This is a genomic window from Nitrosomonas sp., assembly GCF_019752095.1.
In the GTDB taxonomy this organism is placed as follows: Bacteria; Pseudomonadota; Gammaproteobacteria; order Burkholderiales; family Nitrosomonadaceae; genus Nitrosomonas.
This window is the reverse complement of the sequence record NZ_JAIEMO010000008.1, coordinates 58,290-75,770: the sequence shown is the minus strand read 5'-3', so window position 1 is coordinate 75,770 and position 17,481 is coordinate 58,290. Positions and strand designations below refer to the sequence as shown.

18 protein-coding genes are annotated in these 17,481 nt (G+C 44.2%); 5 read left to right on the top strand and 13 right to left on the bottom strand.

Going from position 1 to position 17,481, the window contains the following annotated elements; translation table 11 throughout:
* Positions 1 to 84 precede the first annotated feature (84 nt).
* Entirely contained in the window at positions 85 to 954 is an 870-nt protein-coding gene (locus K2Q13_RS03540; RefSeq protein WP_292919282.1) for a hypothetical protein, read from the top strand.
* A 74-nt stretch (positions 955 to 1,028) separates the two neighbouring features.
* Here K2Q13_RS03540 and K2Q13_RS03535 read toward each other — a convergent pair whose 3' ends face one another.
* From K2Q13_RS03535 to K2Q13_RS03525, 3 genes are read right to left on the bottom strand one after another with little or no spacing between them, the layout of a single operon-like run.
* A complete protein-coding gene (locus K2Q13_RS03535) occupies positions 1,029 to 1,841 on the bottom strand; it encodes a putative DNA-binding domain-containing protein (RefSeq protein ID WP_292919281.1) in 813 nt (270 codons plus the stop codon).
* Complete coding sequence (locus K2Q13_RS03530) at positions 1,786 to 2,637, bottom strand: DUF692 domain-containing protein (protein WP_292919280.1); 852 nt, start codon at positions 2,635 to 2,637, stop codon at positions 1,786 to 1,788. The genes K2Q13_RS03535 and K2Q13_RS03530 overlap by 56 nt, the downstream gene beginning before the upstream one ends.
* A gap of 27 nt (positions 2,638 to 2,664) precedes the next feature.
* Positions 2,665 to 2,994 carry a hypothetical protein gene (locus tag K2Q13_RS03525; RefSeq protein WP_292919279.1) on the bottom strand — a complete coding sequence of 110 codons (330 nt, stop codon included), beginning with the start codon at positions 2,992 to 2,994 and terminating at the stop codon, positions 2,665 to 2,667.
* Between the two features lie 167 nt (positions 2,995 to 3,161).
* Here K2Q13_RS03525 and K2Q13_RS03520 point away from each other — a divergent pair, with 167 nt between their 5' ends.
* The 4 genes from K2Q13_RS03520 to K2Q13_RS03505 all read left to right on the top strand — a co-directional run bounded on the left by K2Q13_RS03520 (position 3,162) and on the right by K2Q13_RS03505 (position 7,310).
* Complete coding sequence (locus tag K2Q13_RS03520) at positions 3,162 to 3,887, top strand: hypothetical protein (protein ID WP_292919278.1); 726 nt, start codon at positions 3,162 to 3,164, stop codon at positions 3,885 to 3,887.
* A gap of 106 nt (positions 3,888 to 3,993) precedes the next feature.
* Positions 3,994 to 5,532 carry a murein biosynthesis integral membrane protein MurJ gene (gene murJ / locus K2Q13_RS03515; RefSeq protein ID WP_292919277.1) on the top strand — a complete coding sequence of 513 codons (1,539 nt, stop codon included), beginning with the start codon at positions 3,994 to 3,996 and terminating at the stop codon, positions 5,530 to 5,532.
* A 174-nt stretch (positions 5,533 to 5,706) separates the two neighbouring features.
* On the top strand, positions 5,707 to 6,210 hold the full coding sequence (locus tag K2Q13_RS03510; RefSeq protein WP_292919276.1) for an SRPBCC family protein: 504 nt from the start codon (positions 5,707 to 5,709) through the stop codon (positions 6,208 to 6,210).
* A gap of 65 nt (positions 6,211 to 6,275) precedes the next feature.
* A complete protein-coding gene (locus tag K2Q13_RS03505) occupies positions 6,276 to 7,310 on the top strand; it encodes a methyltransferase (protein WP_292919275.1) in 1,035 nt (344 codons plus the stop codon).
* Positions 7,311 to 7,584: 274 nt separating this feature from the next.
* On the opposite strand, the gene K2Q13_RS03500 is transcribed toward K2Q13_RS03505, so the two are convergent.
* The 10 genes from K2Q13_RS03500 to K2Q13_RS03455 all read right to left on the bottom strand — a co-directional run bounded on the left by K2Q13_RS03500 (position 7,585) and on the right by K2Q13_RS03455 (position 17,432).
* Complete coding sequence (locus tag K2Q13_RS03500) at positions 7,585 to 10,167, bottom strand: glycosyltransferase family 39 protein (protein ID WP_292919274.1); 2,583 nt, start codon at positions 10,165 to 10,167, stop codon at positions 7,585 to 7,587.
* A 45-nt stretch (positions 10,168 to 10,212) separates the two neighbouring features.
* Complete coding sequence (gene mltG, locus K2Q13_RS03495) at positions 10,213 to 11,208, bottom strand: endolytic transglycosylase MltG (protein WP_292919273.1); 996 nt, start codon at positions 11,206 to 11,208, stop codon at positions 10,213 to 10,215.
* 17 nt (positions 11,209 to 11,225) lie between these two features.
* Positions 11,226 to 12,467 (bottom strand): beta-ketoacyl-ACP synthase II, encoded by a 1,242-nt coding sequence (gene fabF / locus K2Q13_RS03490; RefSeq protein WP_292919272.1) that lies wholly within the window; start codon positions 12,465 to 12,467, stop codon positions 11,226 to 11,228.
* A gap of 38 nt (positions 12,468 to 12,505) precedes the next feature.
* Complete coding sequence (acpP, locus tag K2Q13_RS03485; protein WP_103965054.1) at positions 12,506 to 12,748, bottom strand: acyl carrier protein; 243 nt, start codon at positions 12,746 to 12,748, stop codon at positions 12,506 to 12,508.
* Positions 12,749 to 12,933: 185 nt separating this feature from the next.
* On the bottom strand, positions 12,934 to 13,677 hold the full coding sequence (gene fabG, locus K2Q13_RS03480) for a 3-oxoacyl-ACP reductase FabG (RefSeq protein WP_292919271.1): 744 nt from the start codon (positions 13,675 to 13,677) through the stop codon (positions 12,934 to 12,936).
* Between the two features lie 46 nt (positions 13,678 to 13,723).
* Positions 13,724 to 14,668 carry an ACP S-malonyltransferase gene (gene fabD, locus K2Q13_RS03475; RefSeq protein ID WP_292919329.1) on the bottom strand — a complete coding sequence of 315 codons (945 nt, stop codon included), beginning with the start codon at positions 14,666 to 14,668 and terminating at the stop codon, positions 13,724 to 13,726.
* A gap of 2 nt (positions 14,669 to 14,670) precedes the next feature.
* Positions 14,671 to 15,627 (bottom strand): beta-ketoacyl-ACP synthase III, encoded by a 957-nt coding sequence (locus tag K2Q13_RS03470; protein WP_292919270.1) that lies wholly within the window; start codon positions 15,625 to 15,627, stop codon positions 14,671 to 14,673.
* Positions 15,627 to 16,667 carry a phosphate acyltransferase PlsX gene (plsX, locus tag K2Q13_RS03465; RefSeq protein WP_292919269.1) on the bottom strand — a complete coding sequence of 347 codons (1,041 nt, stop codon included), beginning with the start codon at positions 16,665 to 16,667 and terminating at the stop codon, positions 15,627 to 15,629. Before plsX ends, K2Q13_RS03470 begins: the two co-directional genes overlap by 1 nt.
* A gap of 66 nt (positions 16,668 to 16,733) precedes the next feature.
* Positions 16,734 to 16,913, bottom strand: a complete 180-nt coding sequence (rpmF, locus tag K2Q13_RS03460) for a 50S ribosomal protein L32 (protein WP_292919268.1) — start codon at positions 16,911 to 16,913, stop codon at positions 16,734 to 16,736.
* Between the two features lie 18 nt (positions 16,914 to 16,931).
* Positions 16,932 to 17,432 (bottom strand): YceD family protein, encoded by a 501-nt coding sequence (locus K2Q13_RS03455; RefSeq protein WP_292919267.1) that lies wholly within the window; start codon positions 17,430 to 17,432, stop codon positions 16,932 to 16,934.
* Positions 17,433 to 17,481: the final 49 nt, after the last annotated feature.

Below are 17,481 nucleotides of genomic sequence, written 5' to 3'. Positions count from 1 at the left end.
TTCTCATCATTTCTTGAATTTCGAGCAATTAACCCATTCATCCGAATAGTTAACTTATTATCAAAGCAACCGGAGATTATTACCATGAAACAGATCATTCTATTTACTTGCACTTTCGCTTTACTCGGGAATATTTGTTTCGTTTTTGCTACGACTGCCAGTGACACCGAGAAACTGCTTAACTGGGCTGAAAATACGCATCGTGAAATCTTCCCCAGTCACCAAGCAACACAAAACATTGAGCCCTGGTTATTCCGCTATTACCCAGAATCTAATGTCTATGCGGGTGTTAACAAAAATGACAACAACGTTTATGTGATGGGAGGTCCTTGGGGGAATAGTCCTATATTAATCAATACATTATCCAGCATGATCACTCAAGTTAACAATTCCGGCGGAAATAGTGGCATCGCCGCCTGCGACATCACCAATGCGCTGGCTGGCGTCAGTTATAGTCAAAGTGGTAATGTTGTCACAATGACCACTAATGGTACGTGTGTTCAAGCTCCAGATCTGACGAATACCAATCTTTGCAAAGTGCCGCAACAAACAACTGCCAGCGGCATTTCGTTGTTGGGCAGTAACACCATTACTTCATCAAGTATTGAGGGCTTGTCAACCAGTATTCCCGGATTACCTAACCCATTCCAAGCTATTGTCGATGCTGCAGCGGACGTGAAGCATTGCACTATCAATGCACCTGCCGAAACAGCTAATTTGGTCGTAAATTCTGATCTTTGTCTCGACATTACAACTGTTCTCACGGATACATTGGCTGGCTTGCCTGTTGATGGCATTGTGCTAACTCCTCCGGTCAAATATATTACCAAGGGAACCTATAGAACAGAGGGTGTAACGGATTGTTTTGCAACCGATGCCATGTCGATTAATGATGCTTACACCGGAGATGTCTGGATCAAGCAGAACGGCAATTTTATCAAAGTAAACAATTAAAAGTAGCTCCCCCAGGATAACTTCTCAGCTACTGGGAAGTTATCCCATCACTCATATTGCACACCTTGCGTGTATTAGACGTGAATCCCTAAAATCACCTGACGTTTCCGCAAATCATTCAATATTCCTATTCCGCTGCAGATGACAATATCGGGTTGCGCATGATTCAGCTCAACGGCTATTTGTTGCAATAATGTCCGTGTAGATTTGTGATCATTGCAACTAATCAACTGCAACAAACGTGCAGTCACTGCATTAATTTCAATAAAATGCACGTCAAAATCGGCATCTCGATAAACGATTAAATGTGTTTGTGTCGCTCCGGGTGCTCCTGGCTGAAAATCCGGACTGATTTTGTGCACCGGGAAACGATAGCTCAATGGCCAGGCTAACGGGGAAATCATCGGGATCCCATCAAGCAAGTCGCCTTCTGGATTTATTTTTGCCACTTCCACTTTCTCATCCGATATAGAAAGCGCTAGTTCAACCCACTCATAATGAGCCAGTTCCAAAATAAATGGCGGATCATCTGGTTGCGCTGCGCGCTCACGTTCCAGATATTTTAGAAACTCACGCGGCATTTCCGGAAATAATGGCGTACGTGACAAGTGCCTAGCAAAATAATGCCGAATCATTGCATGCCAGAGTTTATCCAACATGATTTGACGCAATACCGGAAAGCTGTTGGCGATAAAGCCTTCTACGTTGTTATAGAACAGCTCACGGTATATTTTCAGGCGCCGTTCTTCGAGTGCTTCAGGACACGGATTGTTTTCCGGATCGCGGATATGCGCCGCAAAAATGTATTGCTGCCGTACAAATTCGGGACGATCAGCCGTGTTGTAGGTAATCACTGGGTTGCGCCGACCATTTTGACTGTAACGCATGAATAGTATCCACTTCTTGCAGCAATTCTGCCAGTGGCGGCAGATTGAAATCACGCTCCAGCAAGGTCGGAATGACGCCAAAATGCTGATAAGCTTTCTCGAGTAACCGCCAAACGGGATCTATGACATCCGCGCCATGGGTATCAACAATGAGGTCTTCCGCTTCCTGATAATGCCCGGCAACATGAATGTAACGAATGCGTTCAGCCGGTAATCCGCGCAGAAACACTTCGGCATCGTAGCGATGATTGATGCTATTGACATAAATATTATTGACATCAAGCAGTAGATCGCAATCCGCTTCCTGCAACACAGCATTCAAAAAATCGATTTCATCCATCTGTTTTCCGGGAGTTGCGTAGTAGGAAACATTCTCCACTGCGATACGCCGCTCCAAAATGTCTTGCACATAACGGATACGGTTCGCTACATAATGCACCGCTTCCTCAGTAAAAGGTATCGGCATTAAATCATACAGATGCCCGTCGTCACTGCAATAGCTGAGATGTTCGCTGTAATAGCAGATGCGGTGCTCTTTGAAGAATCTTTTCAAACGGTGCAGAAAAGCTTCATCCAATGGCGACGGTCCACCGATTGAAAGTGATAATCCATGACAAATAAAAGAAAATTTCTCGGTCAGTTCACGCAACCTCTTTCCGTAGCGTCCACAGACACCTATCCAGTTTTCTGGCGCAACTTCCCAGAAATTCACCTGCTGCGGAGTTTGATCTGCCAACGAATCTATCATCGATCGCCGCAGACCAAGACCCACGCCATGAACAGGATATCCGCTCATGGATTAAAAAGATTAATTCTTAGAATCTCACTTACCTTCACCGGATTTACTTTCACCCTCAGCATTCTTACCGTCGTCTTTACCTTCCATATTTTGCTTCATTTTATTCTTGCTGCCACATTTACCTTCGCCACACTTGCCTTCCATATCCTTTTTCATTTCACTCTTGCCGTCAGCCTGCCCTTCCTGCCCGGCTTTTTTTGCACTATCTCCATACGCAAGCATGTAACCACTAGAAAGCTCACTCATTGCAAACGGATTAGTCTGCGTCTCAGCAGTCAAATTGGTTGCTGCTAAACTGGTGACTAATGCTGTGCCTAAAGCAATCGAAATAGGTTTAATGATTTTTTTCGACATGATTTTCTCTCCATAAAAAAGATGAATAAGATCGGATCATAATAATAACCCCAAATTGTTAAACAATTGTTGATTTCTTTGTTGCTTTTTTTGCTTGCGGCTCTCTGTTAAACTCAGCGCTGCAAAAAATACTATAAGAATATGCTTGATAATCTAAGGAGATTTGAATGTTTAATAAACCCAACCAGCTGATTTTTTACATCAATGTATCGATCATTGTCTTTGGTGCATTGGTTGCCCTGCTTACCCCATTTTTCGTTGTTGGATTAATTTTTACGATTTGTGCAGCACTGCTGATTCTTGATCAATTCAGGCAAAACAAATCTGCTTTCACCATTTCAGATTTAAAAAAATTGTTAACCGTTCATGATAATACCGGCAATAAAGCAACATTGACACAAACGCAGATGACAACCGCATGCCATATCGATAATTCAGAATACTGGTTTAAAAATATCCGCGCGATTGGCAGTATCAGCAATTTCAAAATTAACCATGGACAACCATATGATCAACAAAAAGAAAATGGAAACTATCACGTTTGCATGCGAATTCCGCCCGAATTAAAATTAATCGATGGCTCCGATCTGACATTAACCTGCGAATATCAAGACGCTTTTACACAAAGCCAAGGCACGCTTTCTCACGTGATCGATGATGACACACAACATCTGCATATGACAGTACAACTGCCTGAAGGCCGCGCCGTTTCCACTACCCGTTTTTTCTGTAAGCATGATGGCAAAGAAGAAGCTTTATTGCCACCGATTGTAACTGGGCAAACAACCATTGCAGCTGATGTTAAAAACCCGAAATTGGGTGCGGAATACTGCTTACAATGGAATTGGTCCGAACCAGGCTTGTTAGGAAAATTAGGCAGTCTTTTTAAATAATTACTCTCTCGTTAGCAAACGCACTGACTAATAGAGTCTAGATAATATAAATTTAATAATAGCGCTGTTTAATCTTCTGCCCGCCGCTAGAAAAAGATAAATACCATTGAATTTACTTAAAGCGCTCGCTGCGATCAGCAGCATGACTTTCGTATCGCGCATTCTCGGTTTTGTGCGCGATATCATGATTGCTCGGATTTTTGGGGCTGGAATGGCAACCGATGCTTTTTTTGTCGCCTTCCGGATTCCCAATCTGCTGAGACGATTATTTGCCGAAGGCGCATTTTCCCAGGCATTCGTTCCAATCCTCGCAGAATACAAAAATACCCGAACATCCGAAGAAACGCGCGAGTTGATTGATCATATCACCATGCTCTTGGGCATTACGCTGTTTGTTGTCACGCTGATGGGAATCGTGACAGCGCCATTCATCATCTATGCCAGCGCACCGGGATTCTCTGCTGATCCGGAAAAATTCAATCTAACCGTTGAACTACTGCAGATTACATTTCCTTACATTTTATTCATTTCCTTGGTCGCGTTAGCAGGTGGCATACTCAATACCTATGGCAGGTTTAATGTGCCTGCGATCACACCTGCATTATTAAATTTGTCATTTATCGGATGCGCATTGTGGCTCACACCGCTTATCGATCCCCCGGTTCTTGCACTAGCTTGGGCAGTTTTTATCGGTGGCGTACTACAACTTGTATTCCAGATACCATTCCTACTACGCCTCAAATTATTGCCACGCATTCGTTTCCGCAATCGAGATACAGGCGCCTGGCGAGTAATCAAACTGATGGGCCCAGCGGTTTTCGGTGTATCGGTCAGCCAAATCAGTCTGCTGATCAATACCATATTCGCTTCTTTACTGGTTACGGGCAGTGTATCCTGGCTCTACTATGCCGATCGCTTAATGGAATTCCCCGCTGGCCTGCTAGGCGTCGCATTAGGTACCATACTACTGCCGTCCTTGGCACGGCATTACAATAATAACAGCACTGAAGAATATTCCCGCCTGCTGGATTGGGGCCTAAGAATGACGATGTTGCTGACCTTACCCGCAGCGCTGGCACTGGCACTATTAGCAACACCTTTAATCACAACACTTTTTTACCATGGTGCCTTTACTGAGCACGATGTATGGATGACGCGTGAAGCATTAATTGCTTACAGCATTGGATTACTCGGATTAATTCTGGTCAAGGTCCTCGCACCGGGATTCTATGCACGCCAGAACATCAAAACCCCTGTAAAAATCGCCGTGATCACGCTGATCGCCACACAGCTCATGAATCTGGCCTTCATCATTCCATTCAAACACGCCGGACTCGCATTAGCCATTGGGCTAGGCGCCTGCTTGAATGCGGGGCTATTGTACTATAAATTATGCAGCCACAAAATCTATCAACCGCAACCTGGATGGCTTAATTTCTTTGTCAAATTACTGATCGCTTTGGCAAGTATGGGAATTGTTTTATGGTTCACGGCAGGTAGTGACGCTTCCTGGTTGACCGATTCCACCATGACTCGCGTCGGCCGATTAAGCTGGATAATAATCATGGGCGCTTCGAGCTATTTTGCCGCTTTGTGGCTGTTGGGATTCCGCATAAAAGACTTTACCAAACAACAAGTCGTATAGCAGCCTGTACCCCATACTTTCGCAAACATCACATCACCCACTTGAAAACAGAATTTTGCTTACTTATCACTATCCGATATTGTGCTTGAAATTGATGTCTTATTCGTTTACCGTCTAGGCTAATTCTGATCAATAGATTGAATAGTCGTTTATCAGTCAGTAAAGGCAAGTAATATGTTTAATTTAGGTTCCATGCTCAATTTGGGTTCTACCGAACCGGTCGTGGGTAGGGCACATACCTTGGTGGAATGTTCTACCACAGCGATTTTCCAGTATCTTGCGGATGGCTTGTTTGAGAACTATCCTCGATGGTCTCCGGAAGTTAAAGAGCTTGAAAAAACGACCCCAGGCCCGGTACAGTTAGGTACTGAAGGACGACAAGTGCGTACTGATCAAGGACGCCGCACAGAATCCAGATTCAAGATATCCGCTTACGAACCTGGTGTGCGTCTAACCCTTCTCGGGATATCTGATCCATTCCGCTGCACGTATGAATTACAAGCTATCAATCCCGAGCATTCGACCAAACTGACATTTTCTTTTGAACTGCTTGAAATTCTGCCGATTATGCGACCTTTTGAAGGACTGGTTCGCGTTGCGATTAGGGATGGTGCCGAACGCACGGTGCAAAATATCAAACGCTTGCTCGAAGCGGAGAAATCCAGGCAGGGTTCTTAATTAGAATTATTCTGAATCATACGGTATAACAGTCCTATGCATCCAACAGAACAAAAGGAGGATTGATGGTACAAAATGCTTTTTCCAACAACCAGGTACCGCGAGTTGATGATCGTCCGTTATGGGATGTAGTCTTTGCAGTTTATGGTTACCCTGCATTACTACTAGCTCATCGATTAAAAATATTTCCGTTACTGGCAGAGAGCCCGCGTACCTTAGCCGATGTTTGCAATGCACTAAATATCAAGCAACGCCCGGCAGAAGCAATTTTGACGGCCGCTACTGCTTTGGGTTTCCTGTCTTTGCAGGAAGGACGTTATTTTCTGACTGCGGTGTCAGAGGAATATCTGCTGGAGACGAGTCCTAATTATTTCGGTTTTTTCTGGGATCTGATGATTGACAATTACCAGGTGTCCTCCTTTGAAAGCTTGGAAAAAGCAGTTTTTACAGATTCTCCGCAGGCTTACGGAGGCGGTGATATTTTCGAGACTCACGAAGAACAAATCAAATTGCTGCGTCGCTTCACTCGCGGCATGCATAGCATTAGTATTTCTTCAGCGTTCGTTTGGCCCGAAGTTTTGGATTTTTCTCAAAATCGTCTGATGCTTGACGTTGCAGGAGGTTCTGCGGCTCACTCGATTGGTGCAGCATCAAAATTACCCAACTTGAAAGTAATCTTTCTGGATTTTGCTCAGGTATGCGAGGTAGCTCAAGAATATATCAATCAATATGGCTTACAGGAACGAATTAAGACGCAAGAAACCAACATTTGGAGCGATCATTGGCCTTCCGCAGACTTACATCTTTTCTCAAACATTTATCACGATTTCCCTCCAGAAAAATGCCATTTTCTAACGGCAAAGAGTTTCAGCAGTCTTGAACCCGGTGGAAGAATCGTCATCCATGAAATGCTCTATGATGATCAAAAAACAGGCCCTTTTCCCTCCGCAGCATTTAGTATGATGATGATGGGCTGGACCGAAGGAAGACAGTATTCTGGCCAAGAATTATCATCAATGTTAACGGAGATAGGATTTGAGGAAGTTCAAGTCCATCGAGCTTTCGGATACTATAGCATTGTAACGGGCCGCAAGCCTTAAATTGCACCTATTTCATGCAACCGCCAATACCATTGATTATTTAAACGTGTTTTAGAGAATCTCACAGTTTTTGCCATTCGGTAGCCCAATTCCACGTGGCCAACAATGGCGCTCAATACAGCGCACTTTCTACATTCTTGTTTTCGTTACTTGTCTTTCTACCAGCACACCTGCATGCTAGTGCATTAAAATTTTAGCATTTCCGGTCGAAATGAAAATTACAGAACGAATTATTAGCTATCTATTTTGAATGGTTGCGTGTATTCCAAGAAACCTAATTAATCCCTTTAAATCCTTTGGAAATTCGGTAATATACCCGACGCACAGGCTCACCGTGGCGTTCGATTACACGATATTCAACCGCGCCGGGGTGATTAAGCATTCCTTTAACATCAATGTCTGGCCGTATTTTTTCTAAATGGCGGCGTTTCATGCCAACCTGAATGATCGGCCGATCAGTGGGGTTTTGGGAAGGAAGCCAGAATTCATACATGGCCCCACTACCGCCAAACATATTACGTGAACGGATATCCAACTTTGCATTACCGTGCGTATAAAAATATAGCGCACTGGCAACAGACCATTTGCTCATACCCACAATGATGGGTTCTTGGTCCGTTTGATTCCTGACTTCAGCTGCAATTTTCTCGATCTCAGCGGCGGTCTCACGCCAGAAATAGTGTTCTGTGAATAAATGATAGGGTATACCTGGTATTCCCAGCACCACAAAATGAAGCACAAAGGCGTAACCAAAGATACAAGCAATAATGGTCGGTCGCCATGCTGTTTGAATGCGCTTGAACAGAGTGCTCAGATGGTCGGTATGAACAATCATCCATGCGATGGTTGGTAATAGGGCAAGCCAGATCGGCGCAGTCCAGTGAAATCGGGGCGCATCAAAAGTACTGAGTATGAAACAAACGAATACTGGGATGCCGGCGAAAACTTGTACAAACAAATGGCGCCTGCGTTCGAGAGACTGAGACTCGGGGCGTTTGATAAAAAATAAGGCAAATATTGCTGCAAGAAAACCAATAGGGGTTAATAAAATGATAATGTGGAGAATGAATAAATGGACTGCAAACTTATAGTCATCTGCCAATACCCGATTCGACTGGAATGCAAAAGACGCCCAATCATTTTGATAGTTCCAGATAATCACTGGCGAAAAGAGAAGCAATGCCAATAGTGCTGCTAAATAAGGATGGGGACGTTTCATCCAACGGCGTGCTAATGGATCTACAATTACAAACACCAATGCGGCTAACCCCAGCAATCCCAGCGAGTATTTCGATAGCAACCCAAGACCAAACGCAACTCCCATTCCTAGCCAAGCCGTATTCTGGTGGGCGACTAGCGCTCGTTCCATGTAATAGAGGGTTGCTGCCCACGCTGCAAAGAGAGGTGCATCGGGCGTCGTTAACAGACCGGTAGAAAAGCCGAGCGGCAGGATAACTAGTAACAACAGGGTGCGCATTGCAGTGGATTTATCATACAAATTCTGTGCCAATGCATACAGATAACCCATTGTGATAAAGCCACAGAGAAGCGCACCGATGCGGACACCGAACTCATTGTGCCCAAGAATTGATGTGCCAAGCCAGATTAACCAAGCAACTGCGGGGGGATGATCATAAAAACTGAGATCCATGTGTTGCGCATATTGCCAATAATAAGCTTCATCTGGAATGAGTTGCGCCAAGCCGAAATAAACCAGCCGTAGCAATATGGCAAAAAATACAATACCAATTGCCGCCATACGCCAGCGTATTTCCAACGAGGGAAGGTTCTTTTTATTGGGAAACACATAAAAAGCCGAGCCCAAGAAATTTACCGCTGCTGTGGTAACTATAGCCGGGAAAATGGCCAATAGAGGCGGGACATGCCAAACATAAACTAGAAAAGCCAGCACGCCCCCGCGTAATAATAGCGCGAGTGTACCAACGGTTAAAAATCGACCAAATTGGTGCCAGCGTAAACAGCCTTCATGATGTTCACGAAATGACCACTTAGAGTTAAGGGCATAGTTGAAGGTTGCAGCAACAAAAAAACTGATGAAGTGGGACAGAGCAAGCCCGGCTTCACGGCTGATCATCCAATGAAAAACAAAAGCATCTATCAATACACCTAACAGTCCAACTGCTGCAAAACGTCCTGCCGTATTGATCGTGGCCGTTCCTCCTGCTAACGTGATCAAACGTTGTATATAAGCTTGCTGGTGAAATAAAGATAGCTTTGAAGTGCCATAGGTCCGATCGCGAAAGCAAATTGGTATCTCTGTTACACGAATTTTCCCCTGATTAGCCATGAGCAATTCAAGCAGAATCTTGTAACCATGTGCGTGACTTGAAATATTTTTGGCCAGATTCCGGCGAAATGCAAAAAAACCGGATGTGGCATCATTCACATCACAGATGGGTCGCGCTATCCAGCCACCCACGCGAGATAAGAGCTGTCGATACAATGGCCAATTTTCAGTACTGCCTCCCGCAATGTAACGACTGCCAACAACCACATCATGAGAATCATTTAATATCGGGGCAACGATAGCTGGTAATTGCTCAGGCGGATGACTGAGATCGGCATCCATAACAACGATGACGTCACTCTTAGCCGCAGCAACACCAGATAGTATCGAAGCAGTTAAGTCCGGTGTCTCTCGGCGTTCGATCAGTCGAACATTTGATTGATTTGCCCAGTTAAGTACTTTATTCGGAGTACCATCGGTTGAGCCATCATCAACAATAATTACTTCAAAAGAATTTGGAACAAAATCCAATGCAAAGATGCGGGTTAAAAGTAAATCAATATTCTCGGATTCATTCAGCGTGGGCACTACGATGGAAAATTGTGTCATGTAGCTCACAGCTCAAAAGTGATGCTTATTAATGGCAGCATAATGTTATTTTTGTTGCTTCTGGTATTTATTTACTGCTTTATTATGGTCCGTCAAATTGGTTGAAAACTGAGATTCTCCATTACCTTTTGCAACGAAATAGAGCGCATCCGTTACGCTTGGATTAAGAGCTGCGCGGATTGAGGCAAGACCTGGCATGGCAATAGGAGTCGGTGGCAGGCCAGAACGCGTATAAGTATTATACTCCTGGTCGGTTAACAAGTCCTTTTTGCGCAAATTACCGTCAAACTGTTCACCCAAACCATAAATAATGGTTGGGTCAGTTTGTAAACGCATGCCTTTGCGTAACCGGTTGATAAATACACCTGCGATTTCAGCGCGATCACTTTCCAAGCCGGTTTCTTTTTCTATAATGGAAGCCAGTATCAGCGCCTCATAAGGCGTGGTTAATGGTAATGATTCTGCACGAACTATCCAGCTACTCTCCAAGTGGTTTTGCATATTCTGATAGGCGCGTTGCAAAATCTCTATATCACTACTATCTCTAACAAAATAATAAGTATCAGGGAAAAACAAACCTTCAGCGGAGGTTTCAACTGCACCTATTACGCGCAGAATTTCCTGCTCACTCAGTCCAGTCGTAAAATTCCTAATTGTTGGATGCTCATTCAATACTTGCCTGATTTGAGCAAACGTCCACCCTTCAATGAATCTTATTTCATTTTGTATCACATCACCTTTGATCAGAGACTTTAATAATGCAACCTGAGTAAGATTTTCCTTAAATCTATAATCACCCGCTTTGATTGCAGATTCCTGATTCTGATAGCGTGCCAATAGTATAAATGTCCATTTGTTCAGAATAACCCCGGCGTCTTCTAGTTGCTGAGAAACCTGCTTCAGGTTGGCACCAACCGGAATAGACATATCATAAGGAATTGCAGGGAGGCTAACACTTGAATGAACATGAAGATAGAACCATGAAGCAAGCAAAATGGCTATCAATGTCCCAGAAAAAAGTAGGCGTTTTAGCTTTTGCATGCGCCAATGGATAAAATTTATATGCGGCGGAAAACGAGCGTTCCGTTGGTTCCTCCAAACCCGAAGGAGTTTGATAATGCAACTTTAATATTCATATTTCTAGCGGTGTTGGGGATATAGTCAAGATCACATTGCGGATCTTGATTGACAAGATTGATAGTCGGCGGGGCAATTTGATGATACGTCGCCAGTACTGAAAAAATAGCTTCTACACCACCAGCGGCACCCAATAAATGCCCTGTCATTGATTTTGTAGAATTAACAGCAAGTTTACTTGCATGGTCACCAAAACAGCGCTTGACCGCAATGGTCTCGGCAATGTCACCTAATGGTGTAGATGTGCCGTGTGCATTAACGTAATCAACTTCTGCGGTACTGATTTCGGCGTTTTTCAGTGCGTTAGACATACAGCGTGCGGCGCCTTCACCATCGTCGCAAGGTGCTGTCATATGAAATGCATCTGCGCTCATGCCAAAACCGGCTAATTCAGCATAAATTTTAGCGCCGCGACGCTTAGCATGTTCTATTTCTTCCAATACTAAAACTCCGGCACCTTCACCCAGGACAAAACCATCACGATCGATGTCCCAAGGGCGGCTTGCAATTTCTGGTTCATCATTGTGTACTGACAAAGCTTTAGCGGCGGCAAACCCGCCGATAGCAAGAGGCGTTACACAAGATTCGGCACCACCACACACCATGATATCGGCATCGCCATATTCAATCATACGCGCTGAGTGACCTATACTGTGCGTAGCTGTAGTACATGCTGTCACAATGGCTAGGTTGGGGCCTTTATAGCCATACATGATGGATAAATTTCCCGCAATCATGTTAATGATAGTGCTGGGTATAAAGAAGGGAGATATTTTACGTGGCCCACCCGCATGATATGCGATGTCGGTACTCTCAATCATCGACAATCCGCCAATGCCCGAACCGATATTTACACCGATCTTTTCCGCATCTAACTGAGAAATTTCATCGATACCTGCATCTTTAACTGCTTGTATAGCTGCAGCCATACCATAATGAATAAAAATATCCATGCGGCGTGCTTCTTTCGCTGAGAGATATTGGTGAATATCAAAATCTTTTACTTCGCCAGCAATCTGTGAAGTAAAACCAGACGCATCAAAGCGGGAAATCCTAGTAATGCCAGACTTTCCCGCAATAATGTTCTCCCATGCGCCTGAAATTGTGTTTCCAACAGGTGACACGATACCCAATCCGGTCACCACTACCTTACGTTTGGACAAAATTACTCCACTTCCATGTACATATAAAAAACCAGAAACTAACCAGCACTCGTGTTGGCGGTGACGTAATCGATCGCTTCCTGAACGGTATTTATTTTTTCTGCTTGTTCATCTGGGATTTCGCACTCGAACTCTTCTTCCAATGCCATAACCAATTCCACCGTATCAAGCGAATCTGCGCCCAAATCATTGACAAAAGATGATTCATTCTTGACTTCTGCTTCATTAACGCCAAGTTGCTCAGCTACAATTTTTTTAATCCGCTGCTCAATATTTTCCATCTGGGTATTTCCTTCTCAAGTAAGAAAAACTTATTTATTCTAACAAATTTTACATGCCAACAGAATCGAAACATGGTACAGGATGTAACTATTGTCTAGTTTTATTCAGTTTTACATTATAAAAATATTTTTTGTGATTAACTTACTTCCACAATTGATTGAATTAATTTCTATTTATCTATGTGCTAATCCATATACATTCCACCATTAACATGCAACGTCGTGCCCGTAATATAGCCTGCCGCAAACGAAGCAAGGAATGCAACGGCTGAAGCAACTTCTTCAGGTCGCCCCAATCGCCCCAAGGGAACATGCTGAATCAAGTTTTGTTGAAACGCATCCGGCAGGGAGCGCGTCATATCCGTATCGATGAAGCCTGGAGCAACACAGTTGACGGTAATATTGCGACTACCTACTTCACGCGCCAATGATTTACTAAACCCAAATACTCCTGCTTTAGCAGCTGCATAGTTCGTTTGCCCCGTATTCCCCATTGCACCGACAACAGAAGAAATATTAATAATACGGCCATATCGGGCCTTCATCATTGCGCGAAGAACCGCGCGGCTTAATCGGAAAACTGATTTCAAATCAGTCTCCATGATTTCATCCCAATCTTCATCTTTCATACGAACCAGCAGATTATCACGCGTAACCCCGGCGTTATTCACCAATATTTCCACTTCACCAAATTTTTCACGAATGGTTTGAATAGCATGGTTGATTTGCTCGGCATCATTCACGTTTAAAACGACGCCGGTGCCTTTAATGCCCGCCTTATCCAGGTATTGATTAATCGCAGTCATGCCACTTTCGCTAGTTGCCGTACCGATAACTACCGCACCAAGCTGCCCTAGTTTTAATGCGATAGCATGTCCGATTCCGCGGCTAGCGCCAGTTACCAAAGCAATCTTATTCTCCAAGATCATATCTCCTTTCATAGAGTCATGATGATTTGCTGCAAATAAACATTGTTCATAATGCCCTTACATCGTTAATAGCTTGCTTGATTGCTTCACTATCAGTCAATGACAATTGTTGTAAATTTTGATCGATGCGTTTATTCAATCCAGCCAATACCTTGCCGGGACCACATTCGATAACATGCGTAATTTCAGCAGCCGCAAAAGCTCGGATAGTGTCCACCCAATGTACCGGCCTTATGAGCTGTTGAGCTAGAATTTCTTTGATTGTCGCTGGATCTGAATGTGATTTCACATCAGTATTATGCAGAATTGGAATGTTAGGCGCTTGCAACGTGACACGTTGCAATTGCAACTGTAATCTTTCAGCTGCCGGTTTCATTAGAGAACAATGTGAAGGAATGCTCATGGGCAGCATAATTGCACGCTTTGCCCCTTTGGATTTGGCTAATTCTATTCCTTGCAAAATTGCATTTTTGTGTCCCGCGATAACGATCTGACCTGGTGAGTTGAAGTTGGCTGGCTCAAGAGACTCTCCATTACCCTTATTTGTGATGTCGCGACAAATCGCTGTGATGGCTTCATCATCCAGCCCAAGAATCGCAGCCATTCCACCAATACCTTCCGGCACAGCTTGCTGCATAACTTGTGCACGAAAATGCACTAATGATAGTGCATCGGCAAAACTCAGCGCTTCCGACGCAACCAGCGCGGTGTACTCGCCCAGACTATGTCCAGCCAGGAATACTGGTTCTTTTCCACCCAAACTAATCCAAGCGCGATATACAGCCACTCCTGCGGCAAGCATGAGGGGCTGGGTATTTAGTGTGAGATTAAGGTCTTCCGCAGGCCCGGAATTTACCATCGACCAGAAATCCTGCTTGAGGATATCGGAAGCTTCTTGAAAAGTCTCTTGAATAATGGGTAAATCTGTGTACCCATGCATCATTCCAATCGATTGCGACCCTTGACCCGGGAATACAAATGCAAATTTCATGATCACCAACGCAGCAAAACTGCTCCCCATGTAAAACCACCGCCAACACCTTCCATCAGAATCAATTGATCAGGCTGAATGCGTCCGTCACGCACGGCAATATCAAGCGCAAGTGGAATGGAAGCTGCTGAAGTGTTGCCGTGTTTATCCACTGCTACTACTACTTTTTCCATGGACAACCCCAATTTTTTTGCAGTTGATTGAATAATCCGGATATTAGCCTGATGAGGAATTAACCAATCAAGATCGGTGGACTGCAGATTGTTTTCTGCGACTGCTTCGTGCACAACCTCTTCCAGAACTTTGACCGCGAATTTAAAAACGGCATTACCTTCCATGCTGATGTAAGGCGTACCTTGCACTTTACCGCCACTGATGCATCCAGGGGCAGACAGAATATTACTATAGCTGCCACTGGCATGCAGATGTGTTGATAAAATTCCGGGTCGATCACTGCGCGACAATACCACCGCCCCCGCACCATCGCCAAACAAAACACAGGTGTTACGATCGCTCCAATCGAGTATTTTTGAGTAAATTTCACTACCAACGACTAAGGCATTGCGGCATTTTCCTGAACTGACAAACATATCAGCTGTTGCCAGTGCATAAATAAAGCCACTGCAAACCGCTTGCACATCAAATGCCGGGCAGTTCTCGATACCCAATTTATTTTGCAGAATACAGGCAGTGCTTGGAAAAATCATATCGGGTGTGGTAGTGGCAACAATGATAAGATCAATGTCTTTTCCGGTGACGCCGGCAGCCAGCATGGCATTCTGGCACGCATACAACGCTAGATCACTGGCAACCTGATCCTCAGCGGCAATATGCCGCTGGGTAATGCCGGTTCGTGTTCGTATCCATTCATCACTGGTATCAACGATACGCTCCAGATCAAGATTGGTAAGTATTTTTTCCGGTAAATAGCTACCTGTTCCAGTAATTCTTGAAAACATTATCTTGTAATTTCTTTAGAAGATATTTGTGGATGCTGAGAAAACTCAGCCACCCGTTCGCTAATCCGCCGCAACATTCCGCCACGAACTTCATCAGCAGCTCGTTTTATAGCAAAGCCAAAAGCATATTTATCTGCGGAACCATGGCTTTTAATTACTATCCCACGCAAGCCCAAAAAACTGGCGCCATTATAGCGACGGTGATCAACGCGGCGTTTGAACGAATTAATGACAGGCATCGCAATGACACCCGCTAGTTTTGTCAGCAAATTGCGTTTGAATTCTTCGCGCAAATAAGTTCCTAGCATTTGTGCCAGGCCCTCCGATGTTTTTAAGGTGATATTGCCAACGAATCCATCGCAAACCACAACATCAGTCGTTCCCTTATAAATATCGGTGCCCTCGACATTACCATAAAAATTAAGTCCGCTAGCGCGCAATAATTCAGCTGCCTGTTTGACTATCTCATTTCCTTTAATTTCTTCTTCACCAATGTTGAGTAACCCAACGCTTGGATATGCCTTGTTTTCCACCGAAGACACCAAGGATGCTCCCATGATTCCAAATTGAAATAAGTGCTCCGCGGTACAGTCAACGTTTGCACCCATGTCTAAAACATAAGTATGGCCAATGCTAGTGGGCAAAACTACAGCCAGTGCCGGACGATCAACACCGGGAATCGTTTTTAACACGAAACGGGAAGTTGCCAATAGCGCACCTGTGTTTCCGGCACTGATGCAGGCCTGTGCTTCGCCTGTCTTAACCAGATTGATGGAAACTCGCATGGAAGAGTCCTTCTTGCCACGCAGCGCTACTGCCGGAGACTCATCCATACCGATCACTTCACTTGCTGGATGCAAACGTATTCTTGTTCCGAGTTCAGAATTTGCGGCACGTAGTTCAGCTTCGATAGCATCGGGAATGCCAACAAGGATAATATTAGCCTCAGGATCGTTGCGCAAATAATCGAGTGCGGACGGAACTGTGACATGTGGGCCATGATCACCCCCCATACAATCTATCGCTACCGTAATATCCAATTATCAGTGCTCTTGTGGCTGCGAAAAACTTATATTCAGGTATGTCGTAGCAATAGAGAGAAATTATTAATCGTTTTTAGTTTTAACGACTTTTTTGCCACGATAATATCCGTTCGGACTAATATGGTGACGCAAGTGAATTTCTCCCGTACTTGGTTCCACGGCTAATGGTGGGCTAGTTAGGAAATCATGCGAGCGATGCATGCCGCGTTTCGATGGTGATTTTTTGTTTTGTTGAACTGCCATTGCGATAACTCCTTAAGCTTAATTTGTCTTTTTTAATGCCGCCAATGCTGCAAAGGGATGTGCTGTTTTTTTTTTGTCGATCAGATTATCTTCAATTGACTTTAGTTTAAGCGGGCTACACTCACCCTCTGCATGTCGCGATGAAATCGACAAACTGAGAATTACTTCATCTTCAATTAAATTGACCATATCCAAGTCAGGTGTTGCTAAAATAGCATCAATAGTATCGTCTTCGTCAACCTGTTGCAGCTCTACTTCATTTTTTGCCAGCAACAAAAATGTCTTAAGATCAATTTTGCAAGCCAGTTTCTCTAGGCAGCGCTGACAATTAAGATGAATTCTGCCTTTTACTTCCAGCTGCAAGCCAGGCTTTGCATTCTTGTCGAATTGGCCACTAATTTGATAGATTAGTTCCCCTTCTTTATCAAACAGCAAGTCATGCAGACGCGCAAGATCAGCCACCGGGATTCTACCATGACGTATACCCGCATTTTGAACAAAATCTAGAGGGTCTATCATTAACCTAACAGACATAAGGCGCGCATGTTATATTTTTTACTCATCAGTG

Excerpts from the sequence above, each read along its gene's own strand:
- K2Q13_RS03540 (WP_292919282.1), top strand. The coding sequence starts at position 85 with ATGAAACAGATCATTCTATTTACTTGCACTTTCGCTTTACTCGGGAAT.
- K2Q13_RS03535 (WP_292919281.1), bottom strand. The coding sequence starts at position 1,841 with ATGCGTTACAGTCAAAATGGTCGGCGCAACCCAGTGATTACCTACAAC.
- K2Q13_RS03530 (WP_292919280.1), bottom strand. The coding sequence starts at position 2,637 with ATGAGCGGATATCCTGTTCATGGCGTGGGTCTTGGTCTGCGGCGATCG.
- K2Q13_RS03525 (WP_292919279.1), bottom strand. The coding sequence starts at position 2,994 with ATGTCGAAAAAAATCATTAAACCTATTTCGATTGCTTTAGGCACAGCA.
- K2Q13_RS03520 (WP_292919278.1), top strand. The coding sequence starts at position 3,162 with ATGTTTAATAAACCCAACCAGCTGATTTTTTACATCAATGTATCGATC.
- K2Q13_RS03510 (WP_292919276.1), top strand. The coding sequence starts at position 5,707 with ATGTTTAATTTAGGTTCCATGCTCAATTTGGGTTCTACCGAACCGGTC.
- K2Q13_RS03505 (WP_292919275.1), top strand. The coding sequence starts at position 6,276 with ATGGTACAAAATGCTTTTTCCAACAACCAGGTACCGCGAGTTGATGAT.
- K2Q13_RS03500 (WP_292919274.1), bottom strand. The coding sequence starts at position 10,167 with ATGACACAATTTTCCATCGTAGTGCCCACGCTGAATGAATCCGAGAAT.
- mltG (WP_292919273.1), bottom strand. The coding sequence starts at position 11,208 with ATGCAAAAGCTAAAACGCCTACTTTTTTCTGGGACATTGATAGCCATT.
- acpP (WP_103965054.1), bottom strand. The coding sequence starts at position 12,748 with ATGGAAAATATTGAGCAGCGGATTAAAAAAATTGTAGCTGAGCAACTT.
- fabG (WP_292919271.1), bottom strand. The coding sequence starts at position 13,677 with ATGATCTTGGAGAATAAGATTGCTTTGGTAACTGGCGCTAGCCGCGGA.
- fabD (WP_292919329.1), bottom strand. The coding sequence starts at position 14,668 with ATGAAATTTGCATTTGTATTCCCGGGTCAAGGGTCGCAATCGATTGGA.
- K2Q13_RS03470 (WP_292919270.1), bottom strand. The coding sequence starts at position 15,627 with ATGTTTTCAAGAATTACTGGAACAGGTAGCTATTTACCGGAAAAAATA.
- rpmF (WP_292919268.1), bottom strand. The coding sequence starts at position 16,913 with ATGGCAGTTCAACAAAACAAAAAATCACCATCGAAACGCGGCATGCAT.
- K2Q13_RS03455 (WP_292919267.1), bottom strand. The coding sequence starts at position 17,432 with ATGATAGACCCTCTAGATTTTGTTCAAAATGCGGGTATACGTCATGGT.